This window comes from Pirellulales bacterium (assembly GCA_019694455.1).
Taxonomy (GTDB): Bacteria; Planctomycetota; Planctomycetia; order Pirellulales; family JAEUIK01; genus JAIBBY01.
Map to the genome: position 1 here is coordinate 104,046 of JAIBBY010000001.1, position 22,796 is coordinate 126,841.

Below are 22,796 nucleotides of genomic sequence, written 5' to 3' on the forward strand. Positions count from 1 at the left end.
CTGTCCGAAAACAAATGCGAATCGCGATTCTGTTTTTTTAAGTTGCATCTGCGCCACAGTTTGCGATGCAGTCGCCTGGCGAATCGAGGGCTTGGGTTTTCGGAGTTTTCGGAATTGGGTACCGCATTTCGCATCGATTCGCCACGCATCGTTCGCAGATGTAGTGGCCGGGCGGCGCGACGCCACTAGTGGTAGTGGTCGCAATTCGGAGGGCACTCTGAAAACCCTGCCCGTCTCCGAAAACCAGCCGTTGAGAGAAAGACAACGCGAAGCGAGATTGGCGCTGACCAATTACTTCCGCGGTTCATCCGGAGCGAGTTTCTTGGGAGGGTCGTTGGTCACCTTGAGGCTTTGGCAAATCGCTCGAATCCAACTCGGGTCAATCTTGGCGCGGCGATCTCTAAAAAACAGAAATCCACCAAATTTGCCATCGTTTGTTTGCCACTGAAAATGGGCTCCTATCAGAAAAGAAATGCAGCAATCCCTCAATATCGTCACGGAACAAAGTCTCTACACGCCCCTCCCTTGGATGGATGATTAATTTGCTGTTGGTCGCGTAAAAAGTATGCGACACGACCTCTTCAGGCGTCATGGACCAGCGAAAGTTGTCAGCATCTGCTTCGAAGCATGCCAATCGAAATCTTGCTCTGGTGAGCCGTCGCGACGCCGGCGACAGCTTGGACATCGCATCAAAATACTGAGACATTTCGGTTGTATCTTCAGGTGGCCCGACGCCCAGATCACTCAAGCCGTGCGAGAATCGAGAAGCGACTGATCCATTGGGTGGCAACTTGTTCTCAGCTAGCTCGGGTGGCAAGCTCAGCTCCATGCCGCCAAAGTGACACGGCACCCAGTTGTCTGGTATCGAGGTTTCTGGCATGTCGCCGCATGCAATCGCATGGATGTCGTACAGATCGAGGCGACGCGCGGAATACACCCAGAGAAAATGAAGGCGGTAGTGGAACACGATTCCTACCACCACCGCCAAGAGCACAACGAACGCGATACTAAAAGGGTGCAGAACAAACGGGCGCCAGCGCCGCGGAGCGGCGAGCGGTTCGGCGCCCGGAGGGTCGCTTTGCTGCGGAATCATGGGAATCCTGGAATGTCAGGGGTATGCTAACCCCACCAGCGACAATCCCCAATCCATTCGAAGCAAACTATTGGCGGTACGACGGAGGTTCTTTCCATGATCGACGCGAATTATTCGCGAGCATCGCGGCTGGGATTGTGGACGGCGGCGCTTGTAGGAGTGATCTTCACGGCGGTTGCGACCAATGCCGCCCGTGGGCAGGACGCCGATGATCCGGTGGTGACGGTGTACGACGTCGATCCCAATTGGCCCCAGCGGCCAAACGAGGTCAGCGGCAAGGGATGGGTTTCGGGCTTGGCGATCGACGCTGAGGATCGCGTGTGGTTGTTTCGCAAGAGCGATGATCCGGTCCAGGTCTACACGGCGGCCGGCGATTTTGTGCGTACCTGGGGGCGAGGCCTGTTTCTGAACCCCCATCAACTGCGCATTGACCACGAAGGCAACGTGTGGGTCGCTGATTTTGGATTTCACGTTGTGCAGAAGTTCACGCCAGAAGGACAACTGCTGCTGACACTCGGAGTGCGCGGCGAAAAGGGGGAGGACGAGCGGCACTTCAACATGCCCACTGACATGGCGATCACTCCGTCGGGCGATATCTTTGTCAGCGATGGGTACGGCAATCGCCGCATTGTCCACTTCACCAAGGAGGGCAAATTCGTCAAGACATTCGGCACGGCCGGCGGCGGGCCGGGGCAGTTTGTGTTGCCGCACGCCATTGTCGTCGACGCCAGCGGCGTGCTCTACATCGCCGATCGCAACAGCGGCCGCATTCAACTGTTCAACCAGGACGGCAAGTTTCTCGACCAATGGTCGAACGTGCTGATGCCGTGGGGGCTGAGCATGACGCGCGACAACGAGCTGTGGGTCTGCGGGTCGTCGCCGCATTGGTGGTATCGGCACGGGGTATATCCCGAATACAAGGACCAGTTGCTGATGCGCTTCGCGAGCAACGGCCGCGCGATGCAAACTTGGACGCTACCGCTGGGGGACATCGGCGCGAACAAGGACCAGCCCGATACCTCAAGAATCAAGCCGGGCGAGACGGTCGGCGCGCATTGCATCGCGCAAGATTCGCGGGGCAACGTGTACGTCGGCGACATTTACGGAGAGCGGGCGCAGAAATTCGTACCGGTGTCGAAGCGATAATGCAAGGGCGACAACCCACCGCAATGCCTCTCCGTGAGCATGTCGGTTTGTGTGAGGGAGGCGGTTTGTCCCTCACTTGTCGCGACGCGGCATGACCGATTTGGGGTTCTTCCCACCGGTGGGTTAAGATGAAGTCCCCGCGAGCGGGAGCGCTCGCGCTGTTTGCCAAGTTAGGTCGACTTGGGTTTGAGCTTACCTGACAGCAGTTCGTCAAGTTGCTGTTTCACGCCAAGCGTACCCACCCATTGACGCATATAGGCCAAGTCCAGCGCCCCTGCTTGCACGGCAAAGACGCCGGCGGCGTCTTGTAGCTGGCGGTCCGACGGCGTGATCTGGTTCCAGTACAACTTATGCAAGATGAGGTCCTCGGCGGTGGCCAGAGGCGCTCGCCTGCCGAATAGATCGACCACTACGCGGCGAGCGAAGGCGGCCTGTTCGTAGGAATTGTCGCGCAAAACCCAGAAATCCGCCTTCAACGCGGATTGCTCGTCCAGCACGTTGAACTGATGCGGTGGACGAAGCGCGGCGCGCACCGATTGCGATTGCACAAAAAACCCGGGCTCGAATGCCAACACGAACCGCTCGACGCTGGCGAGATCCAAGACCAACACAAAATCGAGGTCGTGCGTCGTGCGCGGAATGCCCCAATAATTGCTGGCCATCGAGCCAGTCAACATGTAGGCCATCCCTGTTTGATCGAGTCGCTCAACCACTTCGATTAGGAAATCGGCTTCGCTTCTCATGCGCGGCTGAGCTCAATGCGACGACGCAATTCTCGTTCTACTTCGGCATCGTCGGCGTCGGGGAATTGTCGGCGGATTCCGGCCCGCGCGACGTTACAGGCGAATTCGTGCAGGTCGAGCGCGATCCGGAGTCGCTGTTCGCCGGTCATCGCGCGATACAACTCGATTTGCCTTGCCAGCGCGGCTTCAGGGGTCATTGCGGCGCCTCAAAAACGGGAACGGCGGCGCTCACTACGCCACGGGTCAGCAACGTGTGATCCTCCAGATAGACGTGGGCTGCTCGGTCGCAACCCAACGCACTCGCGGCTAACTCGTCGCTAATATTGGCGAGCGCGAGCAGGCCGGCGGGCCTTCCGTAGATCGACGCCTCGACCTTGTCAATACGGATTTCCAATTGTCCGTCGGTAAAGGCAGGGCGGGCAAACTGACGCTCCATTTCAGCACCTCGGTCTACGGAAATCCATCGCATCGCCCACCGCTGACGATAGGCCGAGTCCTATTCATGGAACGTGCCTGATGACGGATCAAACTCCAGCGCCCTTGACGTTGGCAAAGCAGAGTAGGCTCACGGCAAATTAAGGCTCGCGGTCAGCCAAGTCAAACCGGGCAGCACCGCGCGATGCTTGGTTGTTTGGCGGTCGGCGTCAACCAACCGACGAACTGATGTCCAGTGCGCCAGACCCGGCCCGGCAGGCTTCGGGGTTTGGGTTTCTCCTTAGCGGTGGGTTAAGATGGAGTCCCCGCGAGCGGGAGCGCTCGCGCTGTTTCCATCCCGCCTCTGGAGCAATTGATCATGGCCGAACCGAAGCCGCTGCCCGCGAATAGTCGTCGACAGTTTCTCAAAACCTCTGGCGTGGCCGCTGGCGCGCTGGCGGGGAGTCTGCTGGTGGACCGGGCCGTGCATGCCGGCGGCAGCGACGTGCTGAAGGTGGGCCTGGTGGGCTGCGGCGGGCGCGGCACGGGAGCGGCGGCCCAGGCGCTGCAGGCCGACCCCAACGTGAAGCTGACCGCGATGGGAGACGCGTTTGCCGATCGGCTGCAATCGAGCCTCGAAAATCTGAAGAAGCAAGACGGGCTGGCCGCCAAGATCGATGTGACGCCGGAGCGCTCGTTTGTGGGCTTCAACGCGTACAACGACGTGATCAACTCGGGCGTGGACGTAGTGGTGCTGGCCTCGCCGCCGCACTTTCGGCCGATGCACTTCAAGGCGGCGGTCGACGCCGGCAAGCATGTGTTTGCCGAGAAGCCGGTGGCGGTCGACGCGGCGGGGGTGCGCAGCGTGATCGAGAGCGCGCGACAGGCAGAGGAAAAGGGGCTGTCGGTGGTCTCTGGTCTTTGCTGGCGCTATGACTACGGCGTGCGCGAGACGATCAACCGGATTCGCGACGGCGCGATTGGCGACGTGGTGGCGATTCAGGAGAACTACAACGCCGGCAGCTTGTGGATGCACCCGCGCAAGCCGGAGTGGAGCGACATGGAGTGGCAACTGCGCAACTGGTTGTACTTCACGTGGCTGTCGGGTGACCACAACGTGGAGCAGCATGTGCATAGCCTGGACAAGGCGGCCTGGATCCTGGGAGATGTGGCGCCAATCCGGGCGACGGGACTGGGTGGCCGACAGGTGCGCACGCAACCGGAGTACGGGAACATCTTTGACCATCACGCGGTGGTGTACGAGTTCCCCGGCGACGTGCGGGTGTTCGCCTACACGCGTCAGCAGGATGGCTGCTCGAACGACGTGGAAGACTACGTACTCGGCTCGAAGGGGCGCGCAGAGGTGTTGCGGCACGAGATCAGCGGCGACGAGAAGTGGCGCTATCGCGGACCAAAGAACAACATGTACCAGACCGAGCACGACGAATTGTTTGCGGCCATCCGCTCGGGCAAGCCGATCAACAACGGCCACTACATGGCCAACAGCACGATGATGGCGATCTTGGGACGCATGGCGACCTACACCGGCAAGACCATCACCTGGGAGCAGGCGATGGGGAGCCAGGAAGTTCTGGCGCCGCCGGCCTACGATTGGGTTTCGCTGCCGGTGCCGCCGGTGCCGATGCCCGGTCAGACGCAATTTGCTTGACAGCCGAGCTGAATTTGGCGACCATCAGGGCCACGGAACATTTGTTCAGTGGCCCTGTTTTTTGTCGGTGAATTTCTACGAAGGAGATTGCCATGACGCGCGGCGTGCCTGACGGATATCACACGCTCAACCCCTATCTGGCGGTGAAGGGCGCCGCAGCGGCGCTGGAGTTTTACGCGAAGGCCTTTGGCGCCACGGAGCTCTATCGACTGACGGGCCCGGGCGGGCAGATTGGCCACGCGGAAATGACCATTGGCGACTCGAAACTGATGCTGGCCGACGAATTTCCGGAGTATGAAGTCTACGGCCCGCAGAAGTTGGGCGGATCGCCAGTGACGTTGTCGCTCTACGTGGAAGATGTCGACGCGCTGGTAGCGCAGGCGACGGCCGCAGGCGCCACGGTGATGCAACCGGTGGCGGATCAGTTTTATGGCGACCGAACGGGCAAACTGCGCGATCCGTTTGGGCATATCTGGCATATTGCCACGCGCAAAGAGGATGTATCGCCCGAGGAGATGCAGCGCCGTTTTGACGAGTGGATGAAGTCGCAGGGCTGAGACGCTCGCGAAATCAGCCGACTTGCAACAGTCGTTCGACGCGGCGAATGGCCTCGTCGATGGTGCAGCGTCCCTGCGCCACGTGCAGCACCTGCTGCGACTGCATCCAACCGCCGACGGTCTTTTGCGCGGAGACGACCGTGCTGTGGCTGCGGCGGCCAAAATAGTGACCGATCTCGGAGAGGGCTGCGCGAGTGTGCTTGCGGGCCAGCCACATGGCCAGCATGCGCGGGCTGCTGATCTCTTTGGTGCGACGCTCGGATTGCAGCGTTTCGCGTTCCAGCCCGAAGACATCGCAAATGGCGAGCTCGATGTCTTTAAGTTTCACCGCGCGGGCGCTATAGCGAATCAGTTCGGCCAACGTCTCTTGGGCCATGGCGAGGTTGATCGGTTCGCCGAGCGCGACGTGCGTGGCGTGGAGCCGATTGATGGCGCCCGACAGTTCGCGCGCGTGGCCGGTAAGGTTGGCGGCGATATAGGCAATGATGTCGTCATTGAGGCGGATGCCCGACTTGCCGGCAAGGCGCCTCACGATGCCGAGGCGGGTATCGTACTCCGGCGGTTCAATGCGGCAGACCATGCCCGCGTTGATACGATGCACTAGTTCGCGTCCGAGATCGTCGAGTTCGGCGGGAGGTCGATCGGTGGAGAGGACGATCTGGCGTCCTTCTTCAATGAGAAAATCGAGGGTGTGCAGCAACTCGACAAGGGTGGCGCGCTTGCCCGCAAAGAATTGCACATCGTCGATGATGAGCAGATCGACGCCGCGGTACTTGCGGCGGAAGTTGGGGAGCCCGGAGCCGCGGAGGGCTTCGAGAAAATAGGAGGTGAATTGCTCGGCCGAGAGGAAGACGGCGGTGGAGAGGGGGTTGGCCTTGCGAACGGCAGACCAGACTCCTTCGAGCAGATGCGTTTTGCCGACGCCGGTGGGCCCATGCACCACCAACGGAGACCAGGCGCCCATGCGGCCGGCGACCATGTTGGCGGTGGTGTGGGCCAGGCGGTTGGAGTCTCCCACGACGAAGGAATCTAGCGAGGAGAAGCGGCGCCCGATGGCGGCGGTAGGCGATACTGTCTTGGCGGCAAGTTGCGGATCGGCTTTGCATGGCGGCGCGGAGTACGACAGTCGCGGCGCGGTTGCCGGACCGGGAGGCGGGGGGGTGAGCGGGGCGGTATCCATCGGTGCGGCGGCGGACGGCGCGGCGCTGGTGGCGAGTTGAAAATCGAGCGAGAGGGGGCGGCCAAGCACGACCTGACCGGCGGACTGTAGCTCCGCGCGAAAATTACGGCGGAGCCATTCCTGCAGGAAGAGATTGGGAGCGGTGACGACGAGGCGATCGCCATCGAGCGACAGATCGGCGCCGGCGCCAAACCACAGTTCGTAGCGCTCGCGGCCGACTTGCTGTTGCAAAGCTGAACGCAGCGCGGAGACGATCTCCATACCGTCGGTTCTCACTTCCTGTGCCTTCGGCGCGCACGATCCCCCGCGTTTAGTCAGCTTGGGCGCTCGCCAAGCCAGAGAGTGGCGGCTTGGCGAGGTGTTTTGAGCTTATCGCGGGACGTGGCTTCAATGCCAACGATCAGTGTTGTTTCACTCGTGGGAAGGCGATTGTACGCCAGCTAGCACTGCTGTCAAAGAGAAAATCCAAGATTGATTCCGGGGGTTGTTGGGGAGCGGGCGGCGCGTTCGGAATTCTTCGCACTTGCCGCACGAAGCGTCGGGGCGGCGCATTTTTTCGCGCTAGGAACCGACGTGGAAAAGGTGTTGCGCGGGGCGGCGCAAGTGAACCCGACTCGCTGGCAACCAATGCGATAAATGCCGCCACGGCAAGCGCATGACGCGTGCCGCGCCGCGATAGTCGCGCGATATCGGAAGTTGCAAGTTGCGCCGCGGCGACTTTCAACTGGTTGCCAGAACCCGCACATAGACAGGGCGGCGATCCCAAGCGGTAAAGCCAGCGCGTTCGTACATCTCGAGCGCGGGGGCGTTGGCGGCGTCGACCGAAAGCACCAATCGCTCTCGACCAGCATTTGCCGTCAGCCACTGCGCTTGACGAACGATTAGTTCGCCGAAGCGGCGACCACGCAGCGCCGGCGCCACACCCATGTACACCAGTTCGTAATGATCGAGCGCGGGATCGTCTGTCAGAAGCAGACAGCCGGCGTCGTGCCCGTCGTGTTGCACTACAAACCAGCGCGACGGGTCGTAAACGCCGGTGGCGCGGTAACTGGCGAGCACGTCGTCGATGTCGCGCACGCCATCGATGGCTGGACAATCGCGGCTTTCTTGGTACGTGGCTGAGACAATCGCCCGCAGGCGATCGTGATTTTCGGGAGAGTACTGCTCGAAATTCAGCTCGATGGCGGGTCGCTGGCGAGGAAAATAGCGACTGGAGCAAAGCAAATAGTGCAGGTCGGCAAGGTGGGTAAACCCCGCCGCCGCGAGATGGCGCTGATCGCTTTCAGCATGGAGTTGCGGCAAAGCCTGGGCCAACCGCGCGCCGCGGCCGCATAGCCACTCGGTCGCCTGGTTGAGAAGCAAAACGGCGAGGTCGGCATCGTCGTCAGACTGGCAGCGCGGGGGCCAAACGACCGCCGCCCGCCCTGGCAGAGGCCGCGCAAGCACAGCGCCGGCGAGTTGTTCGCCGCGGGTGGCGACCCATAGCCCGGCTAGGGCGTCTGGTTGGTGGTGAGATTCGACTTCCAGCGCGCGGATTTGCTGCTCACGCAGGTCGGCCGGCAGATCGGAGAAAACGAATTGCAGCGCCGCGCGACGCCATGCCGGCGGACAGGATACAATGCAGTCGTTGTGCGGATCGTTCGCCATGCACACAGCATAACGATCCGGTGAACAATGCGAGCCTACGCCATGCGAGTTCATTGCCTGTTCATTTTGACTTTGGCGACGTGCGGCGGCGATTGGCTCAGCGAGCGCGCGATCGCGCAGCAGGCGGTCGATCGGCTAGAAGCGCAGCTTGGTGAACCGAGTGTGACTGCGCCTGCGCCGGACGATACTGCGGCATCGGAGTCGCGGGCCTACCTCGGCGTGATGGCGGACGATCGCCAGGAACAAGGTCGGGGAGTACGGATCGTGGATGTGGCGGCGGGCGGACCCGCCGACCGCGCGCGACTGCGGATTGGCGACTTGATTACGGCGATTGATGGCCAGGCAATCGGGAGCATGGCCGACCTGGGAGCCATCGTCGAACAAGCGCAGCCCGAACAACGGCTGGCGATCGCCATACAGCGCGGCGAGCAGTCGCTCGATGTGTCGGTGACTCTAGGGACGAGGCCGGTCGGTTCGCGCGGCGGCGGTGCGCGGCCAGATGAGGCGAGCGTTCCCAGACAGCGACTACTCGGCGCGCGCACCATACCCGTGACGCCCGAGGCGCAGCAGATTCTGGGACTGACTGACGCGCGCGGGGCCTTGGTCAGCGAGGTGTTTGCGGATTCGCCGGCGGCCAAGGCGGGCTTGCCGGTGGATGCCGTGATTGTGGCGATCGATGGCAGGCGCGTGGCCAATCCGCTGGAGCTTGCGCGGCGCATCGGCATGGCCGGCGCTGGCAAGGAGGTGGAGTTGACGATTGTCGCGCGCGGTGAGAAAAAATCGATTCGGGTGATGCTGGGCGGCATGGATGAGGCCATGTCGGCGGAAGCCGGCTCGCCGCCCGCAGGAGCGGAGAGCGCGGCGGGCGGCGATGGTGAGCTTGCCGAACGAGTTCGCCAACTGGAAGAGCGGCTCAACCGCTTGGAGGCGCTATTGAGGCGGCTGGCGCCAGCCAGCGAGGCACCGGCCAGCGGTGATCCAAAATGACACGGCCGAGGGCAGTTCTTGGCTTTTTGACGACACGCGCGTAGATTTCATTATCGAAATCGCGACACACCCCATCTTGCGCGTCGTCACATCTATGACAAGAACCGAAGCGGCAGACGCCACAAGCGACTTACCCCTGCGGATTGCGGAGGCCAAGGTTCGGCTGCTCATGTTGGCGCAGGAGTCGGCGGACTTGCCAGCGCTGCTGCGGGAAGCGATCGCCACAATACGCAGCGCGATGGCGACGGAGCGGGCACAGGTCGCATGCGCGGTGGCCGGCAACTGGACCACCGTGGTGGAGAGCGGTGGCGGCCAAATGCCGCCCGACGATCTGTTGGGAGACGCGCTCGATCGGCAACGCTGTGTGTCGCGCGCCGACTGGATCGCGATTCCGCTTGGCGATCCACGGCAGAACGAAGTGCTGGCCATACGCGGCGCCGCAAAGGGGAGCGCGGCGAGCATCAGCGAGGCGATGCGCCTGGAACTGTCCGGCGTGCTGGCAAGCGCGATTGCGCTAGTACGCGAGCGACAGCGCGCGGCGCGGCGCATTGAACGACTCGACGCGATACTAGCCATCGCCGGACAATGGAACCAATTACGCGAGACAGAGCCACTGCTGGCCGCTATGGCCAAGGCAGCCTGCCGCTTGATCGGCGCCGATCGGGCGAGCATCTTTCTCTGGGATCGCCATACGCGCACCTTGGTCGGCAAGCCCGCGCTGGGCGTGAAGGGGGGCGAACTGCGCGTGCCCGAAAGCGCGGGGGTGGTGGGGCAAGTGTTTCAGACCGGCGAGGCGCGGCGGGTGAGTCGCGGGGAAGGCGCCCGCGAGATCAATCGGCAGGTGGATCAGCAGCAGGGGTATCGCACCGATTCGCTGTTGTGCGTGCCGCTCGTGGGTCGTCACGGCCAGCGGTTTGGGGCATTTGAATTGATCAACAAGCTGGCCGGCGACTTTACCGAGGAGGATCAAACGGCGCTGGTCGAATTGGCCGCACATGCCGCCGTGGCGCTGGAAAACACGCGCGAACGCGAGTCGCTGGTGCGCGCGCAACAGCAGATTGCCGATCAGGGAGCGGCCGGGGTGGAACTGATTGGCAACAGCCCGGCGATCACCGCGCTGGAGTCGACGGTGCGCCGCGTGGCCGACACGGAACTGGCGGTGCTGGTGCTGGGGGAGAATGGCACGGGCAAAGAGGTGGTCGCGCGGCTGATTCATTATCAAAGCCGGCGGCGCGGTCAGCCGTTCATCGCGGTGAACTGCGCCGCAATCGCCGAGACGCTGCTAGAGAGCGAACTGTTTGGCCATGAAAAAGGCGCCTTCACCGACGCCCATGAGGCGCGGGCGGGCAAGTTTGAACTGGCAGCGGGGGGCACGTTGTTTCTCGACGAGATTGGCGAACTTAGTCTGGCGGGGCAGGCCAAGCTGCTGCGTGTGTTGGAAGAAAAGATTGTGGTGCGGGTGGGAGGATCGTTGCCGATCCATACCGACGCGCGCGTGGTGGCGGCCACCAATCGCAATCTGGCCGAGATGGTGCGCGATCGGCAATTTCGGGAGGATCTTTATTTCCGCTTGAATGTGGTGTCGCTCGAATTGCCGCCGCTGCGCCAACGTGGCGAGGACGTGTTGCAATTGGCCAATCATTTTCTGGAGCAATTCGCCGCCAAGATCGGGCGCGAAGTTCCGCAATTCACCGCGGCCGCGCGACAGCGGCTGTTGTCTCACACCTGGCCGGGCAACGTGCGCGAGCTGCGCAACTTGATGGAACGACTGGCCTACCTTTCGCCCGAGCCGGAAATCGACGCGCTGGATCTGGCCTTCATCCTGTCGCCGCGCGAGCAGGGCGCGGCGCTGGTGGCAGCCGACTTGGCGCTAGCCGACGCCACCGATCGGTTTCAATCGGAGTACATCCGTCAGGCGATCGAGCGCGCCGGCGGCAACATGAGCGACGCCGCCGAGCGACTGGGACTGCACCGGTCAAACCTGTATCGCAAGATGCGCTTGTTGGGAATGAGCGCCAGCGACCTGTAGCGCACGGCGACCATGCGCGGCGCGGTTTGAAGAAACGGCGCCACGCGCTTAAGTAAAGAAATATCGCGTGACGTGAAAGAAGATGGGGGCGGCGAAACAGGCAGAGTCGAGCCGATCCAACACGCCGCCATGTCCGGTGACCAGGGTGCCATAGTCGGCGACTCCGCGGTCGCGTTTGACGGCCGACATGGTGAGGCCGCCGGCGAAACCGGCGACGCCGATGACCAGGCTCATGAGGCCGGCTTCCCAGGGGGCAAAGGGGGTGGCCCACCACAAGAGGCTGCCGACCAACGTGGCGCCGATCAGCCCGCCGAGAAAGCCTTGCCAGGTGCGACTGGGGTTGATGGCGGGGGCGACCAGATGCCCGCCCAGCAGCTTTTCGCACAGATATTCGAAGACGTCGACAAGCTGGACGATCACGACAAAGAAAAAGAGGAGCCGCGCGTTGTCGTTGAAGTTGGGAATTTTGAGATACAAGAGCGCCGGCGCGAAGCTGAGGCAGAAAACACAGACCATGAGACCGGCCTGTATCTTGGCCGAGCGCTCGAGGAAGCGTTTGAAGTCTCCGGCCATGGCAATGCGGGCCGGGATGAACAGAAAGCCATAGACCGGGATCAACACGCTATAGAGGCCGTATTGATCTAGCCCGACCAGCAGATACTGCAAGGGAGTGAACAGAAAGAAGACCCAAAAGAGCGCGCGGTGGTCGGCCGTGCGGGTGGGGGTGAGGGTGATGAACTCGCGCAAAGCCCAGAACGAAATGAGCCCGAACAGCGCCACCGTCACCAGGCGATCGAACAGGAAGGTGGCGGCGAGCACGGCGCACATCACCCACCAGGCCTGCAACCGGCGCTTGAAGACCTTGATCGTGCCTTGATCGAGCACGGTGTCGCGGCGCGTGGCCAGCACCTGGGAGACCAGCGTGGCGATGGCCAAGGCCACCATCACGCCGCCCACGAGCCACAACGTTCTTTCTTGCAGCAACTCGATCAGGTTAGCGTTCCTTGAGGCTGAGCACCGCTTCGCGGGCGCGGTGCAAGAACTGTTGTTTGGATTCGCCTTCTTCCAGCCAGATCGGCGCGCCAAAGGTGATGCAGGTCAAGAGCGGCACCGGCAGAAACTCGCCGCGCGGCAGGATGCGGTTCATGTTGTCGATATGCACCGGCACGGCCTCGAGCTCGGGGCGCTTTTTGCAGAGATAATAAAGCCCGCTCTTGAATTCGCCGAGTCGCTCGCCGGTGTTGCGACCGCCTTCGGGAAAGACAATCAGCGAGTAGGTGTCGCCGATGGCGTCGAGCAGCATGTTGACGGGGTTGGAGTGGACCTTGATGTTGTGCCGATCGATGAGCAGCGCGTCGAAGACGCTCTTGGCGATGAAGCGCCGCACGGCGCCCGCCTCCCAATAATCTTTGGCCGCGACCGGTTTGGTGACTCGGCGCACCCGGTACGGCAGCGCCGACCACAAGACCAGCACATCGAGATGGCTGGTATGGTTGGCGTAGTAGATGCGTTGGCAGGTGTCTGGCTCGCAGTTGATCCAGCGCACGCTGGCGCCGCTGAGAAAGCGCGCGAGCCCGGCCAGGCCAGCGCCGGCCAGTTGCATCGCCAGCGACTTGCCCGACTCGATCGCGGGACGCGCCGGCACAGCCTCTTCGATTTCCGCCGTCATGCGATCGGGTGGGTGGGTGAAACGAAGGCAGATCGACCCCAAGGCGGGAGCGCGCCGGGTGAGTCCGAATGGTAGCCTGCGCGCCGTCGCGCGGAAAGTGGCACGGCGGCGCGGCCCATCGGGTACACTCAGGCTGGATGGCATTCCCCCACGCAAATCTAGCACAACCGTAGCGAGCGTCAGTCACCGTGTTGCAACCTGTGTTAATCGCCGGCCAATGGCGGCCCGCGGCGGCCAGCGGCGCGTTTCAGGCCGAGAATCCGGCAACTTTAGAATCACTGCCAGAACAATACCCGATCAGCGATTGGGCCGATTGCGATGCCGCATTGGCCGCCGCCCATGAGGCGTATGGCCAGTTGCGCGCGGCGCCGGTCGCATCGTTGGCGGCGTTTCTCGAAGACTTTGCCGGCCGTATCGAAGCGCAGGCTGGCGAACTGGTGGAGCGAGCGCACCAGGAAACGGCGTTGGCCAAGTCGCCGCGCTTGGCCGATGTGGAACTGCCACGCACAGCGAATCAACTGCGCGCCGCGGCCCAAGCGGCGCGCGACGGATCGTGGCGGCTGCCAACCATCGACAGCCAGTCGAACATCCGCTCGATGTTCGACAGCTTGGGACCGGTGGCCGTGTTTGGCCCCAACAACTTTCCGCTGGCGTTCAACAGCGCAAGCGGTGGCGATTTCGCCGCCGCCATCGCGGCCGGCAACCCCGTGATCGCCAAGGCGAACACGTCGCATCCGGGCACGACACGGCTATTGGCGCAGGCCGCGCACGAGGCGGCGCGGACCGCGGACCTGCCCGCCGGGACGATCCAATTGCTTTACCGCACCAGCCACGAGGATGGTGAACGCTTGGTGGCCGATCCTCGGTTGGGCGCAACGGGCTACACCGGCAGCCGCGCGGCGGGGTTGGCGCTCAAGCGCGCGGCGGACGCAGCGGGCAAGCCGATCTATCTGGAGTTGTCGAGCGTCAACCCGGTGGTGATCTTGCCCGGAGGACTGGACGAGCGCGGCAGCGCGATCGCCGACGAGTTCGCCGCGAGTTGTTTGATGGGCGCGGGGCAGTTCTGCACCAACCCAGGCCTGTTGCTGCTGTTGGAAAGCACGGCGACAAGCAGGTTCGTTAAGGCCATCTCCGAACGCTTTGCAGCGGCGCCTACGGCAGCGCTACTCTCGCGGCGGGTGCGGCAGTCGTTGGCGACGAGCGTCGGCGAGTTGACGCAAGCCGGCGCCAAGGTGCTGTGCGGGGGACAAGAGGCGGCGCCGGGCGCCCGCTATGCCAACACGCTGCTGACGGCGCCGGCCTCCAAGTTCATCGAGCGCTCCGAGGCGCTGCAGACCGAGGCGTTTGGCAACGCGTCGCTTGTTGTCGTCGCGCGCGATGTGGAAGAACTGCTGACGGCGATTGAGTGCTTGGAAGGAAACCTGACGGGCTGCGTCTATTCCGCGCCATCGGGCGCCGACGATGCGATTTATGCGCGGATCGAACCGGCGCTGCGGGCGAAAGTGGGGCGGTTGCTCAACGACAAGATGCCGACCGGCGTGGCGGTGAGCCCAGCCATGAATCATGGCGGGCCGTACCCCGCGACGGGGCACCCCGGCTTTACGGCGGTGGGGATTCCGGCGGCGCTGCGGCGGTTTGCTCGGCTCAATTGCTATGACAACGTGCGAGCCGATCGACTGCCGAAGGAACTGCGCGACAAGAACCCGACCGGCAAGCTATGGCGCTGGATCGACGGGGAGTGGACTACCAGGCACGCAGTCGCTCCGGGGCGCGCATAGCATCTGCGCGAGGCACGTTGTTTCCGCGAATCGCCCATTACAAGACGGTGACTGCTTTTCGCGAGCGTTTGGCGGAGCTTGGCATTACGTTGCCGGTCGACGAGCGCGTGCTGTCGGCGGCGGAGGATTCACCACTGGCCGCGCCGATAGCGGTAGGCGACCGGGTGATTGGCAATCGCTGGTGCGTCCACCCGATGGAGGGCTGGGACGGCGCGTTGGACGGCGCGCCGTCGGAACTGACGCGGCGCCGCTGGCGACGATTTGGCGAGAGCGGCGCCAAGTTGATTTGGGGGGGCGAGGCGGCGGCGGTGCGCCACGACGGCCGCGCCAATCCGCGGCAACTCATGGCGACAGCATCGCATCGCGCGGCGTTAGCGGGGCTGGTCGATCTGTTGCGATCGGCGCACCGCGAGCGATTTGTTAGCGACGACGATCTGCTGGTCGGCCTGCAATTGACGCACTCCGGGCGGTTTTCGAGACCGAACGGCGCGCGGCTGGAACCGCGGATCGCCTATCACCACCCGCTGCTCGATCAGCGCACAGGGATCGACGAGCGCGACGACTCGCAGGTGTGGACCGACGACGCGCTGGCAGAGCTGATCGACGACTACGCCGCCGCGGCGCGAACCGCACAGGAGGCGGGCTTTGATTTTGTTGACATCAAGGCGTGTCACGGTTACCTGCTGCACGAGTTCTTGAGCGCGCGACGACGCGGTGGGCGATACGGCGGCGACTTCGACGGGCGCACGCGCCTGTTGCTCGAGATTGTGGCGGCGGTGCGCGAGACGGCGCCACGCCTGTTGATCGGCGTGCGGCTGAGCGTCTTCGATACGCCCCCCTTCGCGCGGGTGGGCGACCATGGCGAGTCGGCGGCGCTCGACGGCCTATTGCCGTACGAACTGGCATTTGGCGCCGATGCCAATGATCCGCTGTTGCCCGACCTAAGCGAGCCGATGCGATTGGCCCGCGCGCTGTGCGTGGGGGGAGTCGACTTGTTCAACATCACTTGCGGCAGCCCCTACTACAATCCGCACTTGCAGCGGCCGGCGGCGTTTCCACCGAGCGATGGCTATCCGCCGCCCTTCGATCCACTGTTAGCGGTGTGGCGCCATATCGACGCGACGCGCGAGATGAAGCGCGCGCTGCCGAACTCCGTGGTGGTCGGCAGCGGTTACACCTACTTGCAAGATTGGTTGCCGCATGTGGCCCAGGCGGTGATCCGCGCGGGGTGGGTGGATGTGGTCGGCATCGGACGGATGGCGCTATCGTATCCGGAACTGCCGGCCGACAGTCTGGCGGGGCGCGAACCGCGCCGGTCGCAGGTGTGCCGCACTTTCAGCGATTGCACCACCGCGCCGCGGTCGGGACTGATCTCGGGTTGTTATCCGCTGGACGAGTTTTATAAGGAGCTGCCCGAAGCGGCCCAGTTGCGGCGGGTGAAGAGTGAGGCGAAGCGGGAGAGATAGCAGCAGTCATTCAGCCAGTGGCACGGCGCCGTCGAGATAGCGCCAGTTTTTGATAAAGGTGAGCAAGTTCGCCAGGTCTTGCACGCTGAGCGACTGCTCCCAGCCTTGCGGCATCAGAGAGACGCCATTGGAGCGCAGTTCATCGATATCGGCGCGGAGAATGGTTTCGACCTTGGCCTCGGGTTGTTTGAGGGTGATCGACGAGGCGGTTTCGGCGGCGATGACCCCCACCAGGCTACGACCGTCGGTGGTGGTCAGGGTGTAGCTGATGTAGTTGTTGTCGATGGCGCGATTAGGTTCCAGGACATCGACCAGCAGTTGCTCCTTGGTCTTCACGCGCGAGTCGCTGATGTCGGGCGCCACATCGACGCCGATCGCGCCGATGCGATGGCAGGTGGCGCAGTGTTTTTGAAACAGCGCCTTGCCCTGCGCGGCGTCGCCTTCCATCTCGACGGCGGCGTGATACTGCGCCAACCGCCGCTCCCGTTCCGCGTCGATCGCGGCGAAGTAGGCGATGGCTCGGTCGCGGTCCGCCGCATCGGCCTGGTTCGTGAGTCGCTGGATGGTCGGCGCGTCGAGTTCGGTGGGCTTTAGCTCGCCGGAGGCGAGCAAATCGACCATGCGACGAGCGACCTCGGGAAAGCGGCTGGTCGCGTCGAGCAGCGCCGCGCGGATCGTGGGGGTCGCGGACGATAGATCGGCGGCGAGTCGCTGCGCCATCTCCGGTGTTAGATCGGGCGCCACGGCGGTGATTGCCGCGGCACGGACGACCTGGTTGGGCTCGCCGGCAGCGAGCTTGCCAAGGCACTCGCGCGAAGCTTCGTCGCCAAGCGCCGCCAGAATGCGAATCGCCCGCAGGCGCAGCGTCGGTTCGCCGCCCGCATCATCGGCCACCGCGCGAGCGATGGCGACCAGGCGCGACTCTGCGTCGGTGGCGGGAGCTTGGGACGAGATCAAATCTTGAAGTCGCTTGCCGCGACGGGCCGCGCCCGAGGCCAGTCCATCGACCGCCGCTTGCGATGCGTTGGCATCGGCCTGTTCGGCGCCGGCGGCGCTGAGGACGCGCTCGATCTGCTGGGGTTCGGTGCCGGCGCCAACGAGCATGCCGAGGTCGTGCAGGAATTCCGCGTGCTGATTATCGCCGGATTGCGCCAGCAACTGGCTGGTGATCGTCGCCGCATCGGCCGCGTTGAGACTGGAGAGCACGGCGTAGCGCAGCCACGGATGTCCATCTGAGCGGGCGCCAATGCGAAGCAGGGCCTGACGAATCGCATTGTCCGGGGGGGCGGCGCCGAGACTGAGCGCCGCTTGAAAGGCCAATCGCGCATCGGGATCGTCGGCTAAAGCAAGCACGCCCGCCACCAACTCGGGATGCGTTGGCAATGCGGGTTCGCAAAGACGCGCCGCATGTTCGCGAACGCGCGGCGACTGATCTTTCAGTGCCGCGGCTAGCAACTCGGGCGTTAGCAGTTTGAGACTTTGCAGCAGCCAGAGCGCCTGCACGCGCCCGGCCGCGCTGGGGCCGCCCCGGACTTGCGCCTCGAGCGCGGGCTGAATGGAGCGGTCCTGGCGTTCGACCAGCAGTCGCGCCGCGGTCGTGCGGCGCCAGCCAATTTCGGAATTGAGCGTTTCGACCAACTCGGCGCCGGAGAGCGCGCTGGGCATGCGCGAGCGACTTGACGCCGGGTGATTGTCGCGGACCACGCGATAGATGCGGCCGCGATCGACGCCATCGAGCAGGTCGGGACGGGTGCGGAGTTCTTCGGGCATCCAATCGGGGTGCTCGATGACGGCACGGTACATATCGACCACGTAGAGGGCGCCATCGGGTCCATTGGCGAGATTGACCGGGCGGAACCACTCGTCTTTCGTGGCCAGAAACTCGCGCTGGTCGAAGGCGGCGCGGGCGCTGAAGGTGGCGCCATCGGGCTGGATGAGCTCGCAATGAACGAGGTTGCCGGTGGGCTCGCAGGTGAAGGCGGCGCCAAGGTACTCGGGGCCCAGGGCCGGGGAGTTGAAAATGCGCGAACCGCAGGCGGCGGTGAACGTGCCGGCGTGAAGATTCGAGGTGGTCCAGGCGCGGCTGATGGGATAGACGTGCGAGTGCTCGGCCGGACGAACCACATCGTGCGCGGGGGTGGGAATGGCGAGCAGCGGATTGCGCGCAAGATAGTGGTTTTCCAGCACCAGATGAATCAGCGGATTGCGGTTGCTGCAGACGAAGCGGTTGCCAAATTGGTCGAAGGCCATGCCGAACTGCCCCATGCCCGTCACGGCCTCGCAGGCGCCGCTGATGGGATCGAAGCAGAAATCCATGCCGCTAATCGCCAGCGGTTTTTGCTCGGGCCGGCGCGCGTCGAGGACCGCGCCGCCACGGAGTCCATTGGCCACATACACGCGACCGTCGATTGCCCAGCGCGGGTTGCTGGCGCGGAGCTGCTCGTTTTCTTGCGCAAAGCCGGTGTACCACACTTCCGTGCGATCGGCGTGGCCGTCGCGGTCGTCGTCGGGCAGGTAGACCACGGCGCCGGCGAGGGTGACGATGACGCCGCTGCGCCACGGTTGCAGTCCATTGGCCATCAAGAGGCCATCGGCATAGTCGTGGGCCGTTTCGTAGCGACCGTCGGCGTCGCGATCTTCGAGCCAACGAACGCGCGATTTTGGCGGCTGGCCATCGGCAGGGCCACTGGGGTAGTCGCGCATTTCGACGACCCACAGTCGGCCATCGGCGCCAAAACGAGCGTCAACCGGGTCGATCACCTCGGGCTCTGCGGCGACCAGTTCAATGCGAAAGCCGGGGGGCAGTTGAAATGCGGCGAGCGCCGCCGGCGGTGAGAGGGGCTCGGCGGCCGCGGACCATTGCGACGGCCACCAAAGAATGATGCCAGGCAACAAGACTGTTGTCGCCAACTGCCAATAGCGGCTATGCAAAAAATACACCAAGCGAAAAGCCTCCTGGGTTAGCGTTCAGGATATTCGCAGAACGGCGGGGGCGTCAAAGCGGGTAGGGCGTGATTTCGGCGCGGGGAGGACTCGGCTATCATAGCCACGGCACACCGACGATTCGTGAGGACATTGAAATGTTCGGAAGAATTTTGCTGCGAACCCTGATGGGATCTTGCCTGCTGCTGGCGGGCAGTTGGTCGCTGGCCGAAGAGGTGCAGCCGGCGCGGTTTCATCATGTGCTGCTCAACGTGACGCAGCCCGCCAAGTCGATGCGATTTTATCGGAACACGTTCGGCGCGGTACCGGTGAAATTCCGCGGCGCGGCCGACGCGCTTTTGACCGAGCGATCGTTTCTGCTGTTCAATCAGGTCGAGACGCCGCCCGACGGCACGCTGAACACGGGCGTGTGGCACATTGGTTGGGGTGGCGTGGACGTGAAGAACGAATACGAATGGTGGAAGCGACACGACGTGACGATTCACACGCCGCTCTCGCCGCTGCCGGGGCGCGACAACTTTTATTTTTACATCAGCGGCCCGGACAAGGAGTTGATCGAGATCAACACGATGGGGCACCACCGATTCGCGCATGTGCATTTCTTTGCCGACGACGTGAACGAATCGGTCGCTTGGTACACGAAGAATTTGGGCCTCAAGCCGCGGACGGCGAAGGTTCCTCGGCCGAAGGGGGACCCGAACACACTGGCCGGCATCTGGATGAACGTGATTCAGTGCGACAACGTGCTGCTCATCTTCTTTGGCAAGCCCGATCAAGAACCGTCGCCGCAGTGGTGGCCCGATCCGCCGCTCAAGGAAATTCAATCGACCAAGGATCGGCCGATCGAGCGGATCGGTTTTTCGTACGAAAAGATCGAGCCGGTCTTCGAGCGCATGCAGGCCGCGGGCGTGACGATCGTGGAACCGATCACCGAGCGCCCGCAGTTTCGGCTGAAGAGTTTTGTGGTGGAGGGGCCGAACCGCGTGCTGATCGAGGTGGCGGAGGCGAAGCCCATTTCGGAAGGAGTTTGGGAATGAGCAGCGCCACGGGGCGGAGCACAGCGCTTCCGGCGGCGCTTTACGTTCGTGATGGGGAGACGTGGATTCCGCAAGAGGCGTGCGTGGGACCGTGGTCGCCCGAGGCGCTGCATGGCGGCCCGGTGGCGGCCTTGTGCGTTGCGGCGGCCGAAGAGTTGCTACCGGGCGAACATTTGGTGACGACGCGCATGACGTTGGACCTGGTCAAGCCGGTCCCAATGCGGCCGCTGGCGGTAGAGGCCAAGCTGATCAAAACGGGACGGCGCGTGCATCTGGTGGATGTGACGATCCGTCACGATGGCAAGGAGGTCGCGCTCGCCCGCGTACAGCGCACGAGCTATGCGGAGGTGACGCTTCCCGATTTGGCCGGGAGCGGGTTAGACATTGGTCCGCCCCCGGACCGGCCAGAGGACATGATTCTGTTTAATCAAGCATCGGCGCCTGATCGTCCGGGGAACTTTTCGCGATTGGCCACCGAATTTCGCACGGCGACAGACTTGGGAATTTACAAAGCGGGCGTCAAAATCGCGTGGTTGAATGTGTACGCCGATTTGACGCCGGGCGTGCCACTTTCGAATTCGGCCGCGGTAGCCGCCGCCAGCGACTACACCAACGCGCTAGGCGCCCCGGCGATGCCCAGCCAGGTGGGGCTGTTGTACCCCAACGCCGACTTGACCTTATATCTGGTGCGCAAACCCGTGAGCCACTGGGTGCGTTTGGCGCCGACCAGCACCTGGCACGAGCATGGCATTGGGCACAGCCGGTGCGCATTATGGGATGAAAAGGGGATGTTAGGCACCTCGGCCGTGACACTTCCCTTGATGGAGAAGGGGTATAATTGAAGTCTGCGTGGGGGAACCCCCACACGATCGCTGCGCAATTTCGTCATCGAATGCCGGCCCTCAGTTGGCCGGTATGTTGCGGCTCTTGTGCAGTGGTCAATCATTTGGCAGGGCGTCCGCGTCCTAGAAATTAGTTCGACGACGCGCCCCGGCCGTCAATTGTTTCAACACCTAACGATCGAGCCACCCATGCACCACTTCCGCACTTGTTCTTACGCGCTCTTGTTTTTGGGATTGGTCGGCACGGCCTTGGCCGCCGACGAAAAGAAGGAGTTTCGGGTCGGGGTCGCCGAGCGCGACGTGACGCCAGAGGGCAAGACGCCTATGTGGGGTTACGCCGAACGGCACGCGGCGCTATCGACGGGCGTTGCCGATCCGCTCATGGCCAAGGCAATTGTCATCCAGGCAGGCAAAGACAAATTGGCGATTGTGGGGACCGATCTGGGACGCGGCCCCACAAGTGAGATGATGAAGCAGATTCGCGCCGAGTTGAAATCGGCCTGCGGCATCGAACATGTGATCATCAGCGGCAGCCATTCGCATCACGGCCCGGTGATCGAGTTGACCGACAAAGAAGGGCGCGGCAAGGGGAAATTCGCCGATGCCGTGGCGTACAGCCAAAAACTGCCGGGTCTGTTGATCGACGCGATCAAAGAGGCGGATGCGTCGCTACAGCCCGCCAAGATCGGAGTGGGCACGAAGAACGTGAGCCTCAATCGCAATCGCCATTCGAAGCGCGAGCCGAAGGCGGTTGAACCGATGCTGGCGGTGGTGCGATTCGATGACATGGCGGGGAAGCCAATCGCGATCTTGGTGAACTTCGCGGCGCATCCGACGATGATCGACGCGATGGATTTGCGGTTTTCGGCCGATTACCCCGGCGCGATGAAGAAGAAGGTCGAAGCGAGCCTCAAGACCAAGTGCGTGTTCATGCAAGGGGCCGCAGGGGATATGAGCGCAAATCCACCGGCCGGCGTCAGTGGACCCAAACAGTTTGGCGAGGCTCTGGCCGACCAGGTGCTGAATGTGGCGGCTGGCATCAAGACCGCCGTGCCAGCGAAACCGGAGATCGTGGGCACGGTCGATCGTTTTCTGTTCGATGCGCGCGTCGACTTCACCAACAAGATCATCCAGACCGTATTTGCGCGGGTGTTCTTTCCCGAGCTGGCGCAGGCCTATGTGGACGAGGTGCAAGAAGGCATACCGGCGGAGCTCGACACGGTACTGCTGAATCAAGAAATTGGGCTGGTGACTGGTTCTGGAGAGTTCTTTTGCAACCACTCGAACCGACTCAAGGAGCGTTCGTTCCTGCCGCACACTTTGTTCTTTGGTTACGCCAATGGGCACAACCTTTATTACCCCACCATTGAAGGCGCGTCGGAGGGGGGCTACGGCGCCGATCCACAGATGTCGCCGGTCGAAATTGGGGCGGGTGAGCAAATGATGAATCGGGCGCTGATGAACCTGTATCACTTGCAGGGCAAGTACTCGATTGAGCCGGGATTTAAGGCAAAGAGCAGCAAATAGTTGCGGACTAGAGCGAATGGCTAAGGAAATTGGCCTGGGCCGCCGATACCCAATGCGCAGAACTTGACG

At 63.0% G+C, this 22,796-nt stretch carries 19 protein-coding genes; 10 read left to right on the plus strand and 9 right to left on the minus strand.

Going from position 1 to position 22,796, the window contains the following annotated elements:
* Window positions 1-400: 400 nt before the first annotated feature.
* Entirely contained in the window at window positions 401-1,093 is a 693-nt protein-coding gene (locus K1X71_00390) for a hypothetical protein (protein ID MBX7071574.1), read from the minus strand.
* A gap of 96 nt (window positions 1,094-1,189) precedes the next feature.
* Here K1X71_00390 and K1X71_00395 point away from each other — a divergent pair, with 96 nt between their 5' ends.
* Window positions 1,190-2,239, plus strand: coding sequence for a peptidyl-alpha-hydroxyglycine alpha-amidating lyase family protein (locus K1X71_00395; GenBank protein MBX7071575.1), 1,050 nt, complete (start codon window positions 1,190-1,192; stop codon window positions 2,237-2,239).
* A 170-nt stretch (window positions 2,240-2,409) separates the two neighbouring features.
* Here K1X71_00395 and K1X71_00400 read toward each other — a convergent pair whose 3' ends face one another.
* The 3 genes from K1X71_00400 to K1X71_00410 are packed head-to-tail and all read right to left on the minus strand — an operon-like array spanning window position 2,410 to window position 3,418.
* Entirely contained in the window at window positions 2,410-2,982 is a 573-nt protein-coding gene (locus K1X71_00400; protein ID MBX7071576.1) for a hypothetical protein, read from the minus strand.
* Window positions 2,979-3,179, minus strand: coding sequence for a hypothetical protein (locus tag K1X71_00405; GenBank protein ID MBX7071577.1), 201 nt, complete (start codon window positions 3,177-3,179; stop codon window positions 2,979-2,981). Before K1X71_00405 ends, K1X71_00400 begins: the two co-directional genes overlap by 4 nt.
* Window positions 3,176-3,418, minus strand: a complete 243-nt coding sequence (locus K1X71_00410; protein ID MBX7071578.1) for a hypothetical protein — start codon at window positions 3,416-3,418, stop codon at window positions 3,176-3,178. Before K1X71_00410 ends, K1X71_00405 begins: the two co-directional genes overlap by 4 nt.
* A gap of 357 nt (window positions 3,419-3,775) precedes the next feature.
* Here K1X71_00410 and K1X71_00415 point away from each other — a divergent pair, with 357 nt between their 5' ends.
* A complete protein-coding gene (locus tag K1X71_00415; GenBank protein MBX7071579.1) occupies window positions 3,776-5,065 on the plus strand; it encodes a Gfo/Idh/MocA family oxidoreductase in 1,290 nt (429 codons plus the stop codon).
* Between the two features lie 92 nt (window positions 5,066-5,157).
* On the plus strand, window positions 5,158-5,622 hold the full coding sequence (locus K1X71_00420; protein ID MBX7071580.1) for a VOC family protein: 465 nt from the start codon (window positions 5,158-5,160) through the stop codon (window positions 5,620-5,622).
* 13 nt (window positions 5,623-5,635) lie between these two features.
* Here the strand turns inward: K1X71_00420 and dnaA are convergent, their stop codons facing one another.
* Together dnaA and K1X71_00430 are read right to left on the minus strand one after the other, a co-directional pair.
* A complete protein-coding gene (gene dnaA, locus K1X71_00425; protein MBX7071581.1) occupies window positions 5,636-7,078 on the minus strand; it encodes a chromosomal replication initiator protein DnaA in 1,443 nt (480 codons plus the stop codon).
* A 444-nt stretch (window positions 7,079-7,522) separates the two neighbouring features.
* Window positions 7,523-8,449, minus strand: coding sequence for a GNAT family N-acetyltransferase (locus tag K1X71_00430; protein ID MBX7071582.1), 927 nt, complete (start codon window positions 8,447-8,449; stop codon window positions 7,523-7,525).
* A gap of 42 nt (window positions 8,450-8,491) precedes the next feature.
* Here K1X71_00430 and K1X71_00435 point away from each other — a divergent pair, with 42 nt between their 5' ends.
* Together K1X71_00435 and K1X71_00440 are read left to right on the plus strand one after the other, a co-directional pair.
* Window positions 8,492-9,436: a PDZ domain-containing protein gene (locus K1X71_00435; protein ID MBX7071583.1), complete on the plus strand. Its 945-nt coding sequence runs from the start codon at window positions 8,492-8,494 to the stop codon at window positions 9,434-9,436.
* A 94-nt stretch (window positions 9,437-9,530) separates the two neighbouring features.
* Window positions 9,531-11,465 carry a sigma-54-dependent Fis family transcriptional regulator gene (locus tag K1X71_00440; protein MBX7071584.1) on the plus strand — a complete coding sequence of 645 codons (1,935 nt, stop codon included), beginning with the start codon at window positions 9,531-9,533 and terminating at the stop codon, window positions 11,463-11,465.
* A gap of 48 nt (window positions 11,466-11,513) precedes the next feature.
* Here the strand turns inward: K1X71_00440 and K1X71_00445 are convergent, their stop codons facing one another.
* Both K1X71_00445 and K1X71_00450 read right to left on the minus strand, forming a co-directional pair.
* A complete protein-coding gene (locus K1X71_00445) occupies window positions 11,514-12,410 on the minus strand; it encodes a phosphatidate cytidylyltransferase (protein MBX7071585.1) in 897 nt (298 codons plus the stop codon).
* Window positions 12,411-12,459: 49 nt separating this feature from the next.
* Window positions 12,460-13,068 (minus strand): 1-acyl-sn-glycerol-3-phosphate acyltransferase, encoded by a 609-nt coding sequence (locus K1X71_00450; GenBank protein MBX7071586.1) that lies wholly within the window; start codon window positions 13,066-13,068, stop codon window positions 12,460-12,462.
* Between the two features lie 254 nt (window positions 13,069-13,322).
* On the opposite strand from K1X71_00450, the gene K1X71_00455 reads away from it, so the two are divergent.
* Both K1X71_00455 and K1X71_00460 read left to right on the plus strand, forming a co-directional pair.
* Window positions 13,323-14,912 carry an aldehyde dehydrogenase (NADP(+)) gene (locus K1X71_00455; GenBank protein MBX7071587.1) on the plus strand — a complete coding sequence of 530 codons (1,590 nt, stop codon included), beginning with the start codon at window positions 13,323-13,325 and terminating at the stop codon, window positions 14,910-14,912.
* Window positions 14,852-16,378, plus strand: coding sequence for an NADH:flavin oxidoreductase (locus tag K1X71_00460; GenBank protein MBX7071588.1), 1,527 nt, complete (start codon window positions 14,852-14,854; stop codon window positions 16,376-16,378). Before K1X71_00455 ends, K1X71_00460 begins: the two co-directional genes overlap by 61 nt.
* 6 nt (window positions 16,379-16,384) lie before the next feature.
* Here the strand turns inward: K1X71_00460 and K1X71_00465 are convergent, their stop codons facing one another.
* Window positions 16,385-19,321, minus strand: a complete 2,937-nt coding sequence (locus K1X71_00465) for a c-type cytochrome (GenBank protein ID MBX7071589.1) — start codon at window positions 19,319-19,321, stop codon at window positions 16,385-16,387.
* Window positions 19,322-19,458: 137 nt separating this feature from the next.
* Here K1X71_00465 and K1X71_00470 point away from each other — a divergent pair, with 137 nt between their 5' ends.
* The 3 genes from K1X71_00470 (at window position 19,459) to K1X71_00480 (ending at window position 22,727) form a co-directional block, all read left to right on the plus strand.
* On the plus strand, window positions 19,459-20,358 hold the full coding sequence (locus K1X71_00470) for a VOC family protein (GenBank protein ID MBX7071590.1): 900 nt from the start codon (window positions 19,459-19,461) through the stop codon (window positions 20,356-20,358).
* Window positions 20,355-21,200 carry a thioesterase family protein gene (locus K1X71_00475; GenBank protein MBX7071591.1) on the plus strand — a complete coding sequence of 282 codons (846 nt, stop codon included), beginning with the start codon at window positions 20,355-20,357 and terminating at the stop codon, window positions 21,198-21,200. The genes K1X71_00470 and K1X71_00475 overlap by 4 nt, the downstream gene beginning before the upstream one ends.
* A gap of 189 nt (window positions 21,201-21,389) precedes the next feature.
* Window positions 21,390-22,727, plus strand: a complete 1,338-nt coding sequence (locus K1X71_00480; protein MBX7071592.1) for a neutral/alkaline non-lysosomal ceramidase N-terminal domain-containing protein — start codon at window positions 21,390-21,392, stop codon at window positions 22,725-22,727.
* Window positions 22,728-22,796 lie beyond the last annotated feature (69 nt).

Bases quoted from the DNA above. Each gene is read 5' to 3' on its own strand.
- K1X71_00410 (MBX7071578.1), bottom strand. From the start codon at position 3,418: ATGGAGCGTCAGTTTGCCCGCCCTGCCTTTACCGACGGACAATTGGAA.
- K1X71_00445 (MBX7071585.1), bottom strand. From the start codon at position 12,410: ATGGTGGCCTTGGCCATCGCCACGCTGGTCTCCCAGGTGCTGGCCACG.
- K1X71_00435 (MBX7071583.1), top strand. From the start codon at position 8,492: ATGCGAGTTCATTGCCTGTTCATTTTGACTTTGGCGACGTGCGGCGGC.
- K1X71_00450 (MBX7071586.1), bottom strand. From the start codon at position 13,068: ATGCAACTGGCCGGCGCTGGCCTGGCCGGGCTCGCGCGCTTTCTCAGC.
- K1X71_00405 (MBX7071577.1), bottom strand. From the start codon at position 3,179: ATGACCCCTGAAGCCGCGCTGGCAAGGCAAATCGAGTTGTATCGCGCG.
- K1X71_00475 (MBX7071591.1), top strand. From the start codon at position 20,355: ATGAGCAGCGCCACGGGGCGGAGCACAGCGCTTCCGGCGGCGCTTTAC.
- K1X71_00440 (MBX7071584.1), top strand. From the start codon at position 9,531: ATGACAAGAACCGAAGCGGCAGACGCCACAAGCGACTTACCCCTGCGG.
- K1X71_00430 (MBX7071582.1), bottom strand. From the start codon at position 8,449: ATGGCGAACGATCCGCACAACGACTGCATTGTATCCTGTCCGCCGGCA.
- K1X71_00470 (MBX7071590.1), top strand. From the start codon at position 19,459: ATGTTCGGAAGAATTTTGCTGCGAACCCTGATGGGATCTTGCCTGCTG.
- K1X71_00400 (MBX7071576.1), bottom strand. From the start codon at position 2,982: ATGAGAAGCGAAGCCGATTTCCTAATCGAAGTGGTTGAGCGACTCGAT.
- K1X71_00460 (MBX7071588.1), top strand. From the start codon at position 14,852: ATGGCGCTGGATCGACGGGGAGTGGACTACCAGGCACGCAGTCGCTCC.
- K1X71_00415 (MBX7071579.1), top strand. From the start codon at position 3,776: ATGGCCGAACCGAAGCCGCTGCCCGCGAATAGTCGTCGACAGTTTCTC.
- K1X71_00420 (MBX7071580.1), top strand. From the start codon at position 5,158: ATGACGCGCGGCGTGCCTGACGGATATCACACGCTCAACCCCTATCTG.
- K1X71_00395 (MBX7071575.1), top strand. From the start codon at position 1,190: ATGATCGACGCGAATTATTCGCGAGCATCGCGGCTGGGATTGTGGACG.
- K1X71_00480 (MBX7071592.1), top strand. From the start codon at position 21,390: ATGCACCACTTCCGCACTTGTTCTTACGCGCTCTTGTTTTTGGGATTG.
- K1X71_00390 (MBX7071574.1), bottom strand. From the start codon at position 1,093: ATGATTCCGCAGCAAAGCGACCCTCCGGGCGCCGAACCGCTCGCCGCT.